Origin of the sequence: Streptomyces sp. NPDC017056 (genome assembly GCF_044332485.1) — a bacterium.
Classification (GTDB): Bacteria; Actinomycetota; Actinomycetes; order Streptomycetales; family Streptomycetaceae; genus Streptomyces.
On the sequence record NZ_JBIRPD010000023.1, the window covers coordinates 1 to 3,394 of the forward strand.

General features: G+C 71.1%; 1 protein-coding gene. It reads right to left on the reverse strand.

Annotated elements, in window-relative coordinates; translation table 11 throughout:
• Positions 1–3,362, reverse strand: a 3,362-nt coding sequence (locus tag ACH4OW_RS32460; RefSeq protein ID WP_398031437.1) for an amino acid adenylation domain-containing protein, incomplete at its 3' end; no start/stop codon positions are given.
• Positions 3,363–3,394 lie beyond the last annotated feature (32 nt).

Genomic DNA, 3,394 nt, shown 5'->3' on the forward strand with positions numbered 1-3,394 from the left:
TCCAGAATTCGCTGGTACGGCACGCCCTCCACGTCCGGGAAGACCGTCCGCAGACTCTCGTGCCGCTCGGCCACATCCCCCAACGCCGCCTCCAGGGCCCCCACATCCAGAGCACCGGAAATCCGCAACGCCAACGGCAAGTTGTACGCCGCACCCGCAGCCGGACCCTCCTCCATCCGATTCAAGAACCACATCCGCTGCTGCGCAAACGACAACGGCAACAACTCCGGCCGCACCCGCCGCCCCAACGCAACCCGCCCCACATCCACCACACCATCCACCAACCGCGCAAACCCCGCCACCGTCGGCGAACCAAACAACTCCCGCACACTCACCTCAACACCCAACACCGACCGAACCCGCGCCACCAACCGCATCGCCAACAACGAATCCCCACCCAAATCAAAGAACGACTCCTCAGCACCCACACCCACCAAACCCAACACCTCACCAAACAACCCACACAACACCTCCTCCGTCGCCGTCGCCGCACCACGACCACCCACCACCACAAACCCAGGAACCGGCAAAGCAGCCTTGTCCAACTTCCCGTTCACCGTGAGGGGCAGTGCCTCCAGTACGACCACCGCGGCGGGGACCATGTGTTCCGGGAGGCGGGTGCCGGCGAAGTCGCGCAGCGCCGGGCCGTCGAGGACGCGGTCACCCTCGGGGACGACGTAGGCGACCAGGCGCTTGTCGCCCGGCCGGTCCTCGCGCACCACCACCGCGGCCTGGGCCACGTCCGGGTGCGTGAGGAGTTCGGACGCGATCTCGCCCGGCTCCACGCGGAACCCGCGGATCTTGACCTGCTCGTCCGCCCGGCCGACGAAGTGCAACTGCCCGTCGGCCGTCCACCGTGCCAAGTCACCGGAGCGGTACATCCGCGCGCCCTCGGCGAAGGGGTTGGCGACGAAGCGTTCCGCCGTCAGGGCGGGGCGTCCCACGTAACCGCGCGCCACGCCGAGCCCGGCCACGTACAGCTCGCCGGTGATGCCGGGAGGCAGCGGTCGCAGGAAGCTGTCCAGGACGTACACCTGGGCGTTGCCGAGCGCCGGGCCTATCGGGGGCGGTGCGTCCTGCGGGGTGATGCCTTCCGCCAGCAGCGTCGCCGTCGTGATCACGGTCGTCTCGGTCGGACCGTAGGCGTTCCACACCCGCGCCCCGGCCCGCCACCGCGCCGCCAGTTCCGCGGTCACGCGCTCCGCGCCGACCACCCAGTTCGACACGCCGGGGACGGCGGCCGGGTCGAGCAGGTCCAGCAGCGACGGCACCACACTCGCCACGCTCACGCCGGCGACACGGATCATCTCCGCCAGCGCCGTGGGCTCCATGCGTTCTTCACTGGAAGCGATCGCCAGGGTGCCACCGGCGGCCAGTGTGACCGCCACGTCCAGGACGGCGGCGTCGAAGCTGAGCGAAGCGAACTGGAGCACGGTGACACCCGGGTCGGCTCCCAGCACCGGACGCATCGCCGCCGCCAGGTTGGCCACACCTCCGTGGGGCACTGCCACGCCCTTGGGCCGGCCGGTGGAACCAGACGTGTAGATGATGTAGGCCGCCTGTTGCGGGTGCAGCGTCACGTCGAGCGGGCCGGGCGCTTCGGCGGCGATGGCTTCGGCCGCCTCGTCCAGCGCCACGGCAGCCGCCGAGCCCACCGCCGTGCCGGCCAGTGTCCCGGTGGTGCCCAGCACGACGGACGCACCGCTGTCGGCGATCATGTACGCGAGCCGGTCGGCCGGGTACTCCGGGTCCAGCGGCACGTACACGCCGCCGGCCTTCCACACCGCCAGCAGCCCGACCACCATGTCCACCCCGCGCGGCAGGCACAGACCCACCCGCGACTCACGGCCGATCCCCAGTCCCGTCAGATACCGCGCCAACCGGTTCGCCCGCGCTTCGAGCTCCCCGTACGACAACACCTCCGGACCGCACCGCGCCGCGGCCACGTCGGGCGCCCGTTCCACGCGTGCCCGGAACAGTTCCGGCAGCATGCCCCCCGCGAGCGGCCGCGCGGTGTCGTTCCACTCCCGCACCACGAGGGCACGCTCGGCCTCGTCCAGCACGTCGATCTCGCCGACCCGGGCGGACGGGTCGGCCGCGACCTGCTCCAGCACCCGCAGCAGACGGCGGAGGATCGACTGAACCGTGCCCCGGTCGAACAGGTCGGGCCGGTAGTCGATCTTCCAGGGCATCCGGTCGCCGGGGGCCACGATCAGCGTGAGCGGGTAGTGCGCGGACTCCTGGCCGCCGGTGAACGAGATGGCGAAGCTGTCCGGGGCGGGCTGCCCGGCCGGGGGCCGGGGGTAGTTCTCGTACACGACGAGCGAGTCGAAGGCCGCGCCGGGCCCTGCCACTCTCTGGACCTCCGACAGCCCGAGGTGGTGGTGTGCCATCAGCGCCGACTGGCGTTCCTGCAACTGCGCCAGCATTTCCAGCACGGGCTGCCCGCCTTCGAGGGGGACCCGTACCGGAAGCGTGTTCATGGTGAGGCCGACCATCGACTCCACGCCCGGCAGCTCCGTGGGCCGCCCGGCGGAGGTGGCGCCGAACACCACGTCGTCGTGGCCGGTCAGGCGGGCCAGCACCAGCGCCCAGGCACCCTGTACCAGCGTGTTCACGGTCAGGTTCTGGCCACGGGCCAGCCGCACCAGGTCCTGCGACAGCTTCGCGGGCATGTCGGTGGTCTCGGACTCGCACACCACGGTCGGTGTGGCGGGGTCCGCCGGCGCCACGAGCGTCGGCTCGTCGATCCCGGCCAGCGCCGCCCGCCACGCGTCCCGCGCCGCCTCCTTGTCCTGGCGGTTCGCCCACGCCAGGTAGTCGCGGTAGGAGGTGGTCGGCGGCAGTCCGGCGGTGGTTCCGCCTGCCCGGTACGCCGCGAACATCTCGTTGACGAGGATGGGCAGGGACCAGCCGTCCAGGAGGATGTGGTGGTGGGTGAGCACCATACGGTGCCGCTCCGCGCCGAGCCGGACGAGCAGCACGCGCAGCAGGGGTGCGGTCGCCAGGTCGAAGCGCTCCGTGCGGTCCCGTTCGGACAGCCGGGCCAGCTCGGCGAGGGCTTCCGCCTCCGCCATGTCGGAGAGGTCGGCTTCCTGCCAGGGCAGCGTCACTTCCCGGGCGATGACTTGCATGGCCTCGCCCGACTTGCGCCGGCGGAAGCCTGCCCGCAGGGCGGCGTGCCGGGACAGCAGGCTCTCCCACGACCTTCGCAGGCGGCCCGTGTCCAGCGGTCCGACCAGCTCGAGTCCTCGCTGTCCCTGGTAGACGTCCGGGCCTTCGCCGTCGAAGGTGGCGTGGAACAGCAACCCCTCCTGCAGCGGCGACAGCGGCCAGACGTCCTCGATACGGGATCGGGTCATTGTTCTCTCTCCTCCTGAGTGATTTCGCGGGG